2 protein-coding genes are annotated in these 1,155 nt (G+C 64.0%); both read left to right on the forward strand.

What is annotated here, in order from left to right; translation table 11 throughout:
• Window positions 1-167 precede the first annotated feature (167 nt).
• A complete protein-coding gene (locus A9X04_RS29270; RefSeq protein ID WP_067917816.1) occupies window positions 168-785 on the forward strand; it encodes a TetR family transcriptional regulator in 618 nt (205 codons plus the stop codon).
• The coding region (locus tag A9X04_RS29275; RefSeq protein WP_156764595.1) for an SDR family NAD(P)-dependent oxidoreductase at window positions 782-1,155 on the forward strand (374 nt) is incomplete at its 3' end. The genes A9X04_RS29270 and A9X04_RS29275, both read left to right, overlap by 4 nt.

Raw genomic sequence — 1,155 nt, forward strand, 5'->3', positions numbered from 1 at the left:
GCGCTGCCCTACTACGAGGCGCTGGCACTGTTCAAACTCGCCATCATCCTCGAAGGCTCGCACGCCCGGCAGGTCAAATCCGGCGTCGATGCCGACCGCACAGACATGGGCCCGCGAGTGATTCGATTGCTTCATGGCGCAGCGGAATTTGCGCGCGGGCAACGGCTATGACCGAACCGCTGACCGATCGGCGACGGCGCCTGCTACGCGCCGACATCGGCCGTACCGCTATCGCGTTGTTCGCTGAGCGCGGTTTTGACACGGTTACTGTAGGCGACATCAGCGCCGCCGCTGGAATCTCCGAACGGACCTTCTTTCGGTACTTCGCATCCAAGGACGAAGTACTGCTGGACTACGAACGTCATGTGTGGGAGCGACTGATCCACGCGCTGGCTTCGCGCCCGGCCGACGAGGGTCCGGTCACCGCGCTACGGCAAGCCTTTTTGGCCACCTCCCACGTCGAACCAGCAGACCGTCTACGCGTCGTGCAACTGGGCCGCATTCTTGCCCAGGCACCGGAGTTGAATGCCCGCAGCCGCGGCCAGCGCCTGGTCAACGACGACGAGCTCGTCGCGCTGGTGGCGGGACGTTTCCCCAAGGGACACAAGGAGTCAACGATGCACGCGCGCATCGCCGTAACGGCGATGAACGCCGTCGCCGCCGCAGAGTTCGGCGCTTGGGTCCAAGGCGGCGGGCGGGGCGACCCGGCCGAGCGAATCCGGGCGGCACTGTCCCTGCTCGAGCAGGGAATCGGCAAGTTCGACGGAGGAGGAGACAACCAGTGACCAATCTCTTCGATCTGACCGGACGCACTGCACTTGTCACCGGCGCCACCCGCGGCATCGGCCGGGCGATCTGCGCGCAGCTGGCATCGTCGGGGGCGGACATCGTGGTAGTCAGCCGCAATTCTGAGGCATGCGAAAAGACCTCAGCCGAGATCGCCGCCACTGGTCGGCGCGCATTCTCGTTGCCCGCCAACGTCAACCGATGGGCCGAATGTGACCGCCTGGTTGACGAAGCCTACGCGGCCGTTGGGCGCATCGACATATTGGTCAATAACGCGGGATCGTCAGTGCGTTACGACAGTGTGGATTCGATCGGCGAGGAACTGTTCGACAAGACAATCGCACTCAATCTCAAGGGTCCCTTCCAAAC

This window comes from Mycobacterium sp. E3247, from assembly GCF_001667785.1.
GTDB lineage: Bacteria > Actinomycetota > Actinomycetes > Mycobacteriales > Mycobacteriaceae > Mycobacterium.

Coding starts and splice junctions, on each gene's coding strand:
- A9X04_RS29270 (WP_067917816.1), top strand. CDS start 168: ATGACCGAACCGCTGACCGATCGGCGACGGCGCCTGCTACGCGCCGAC.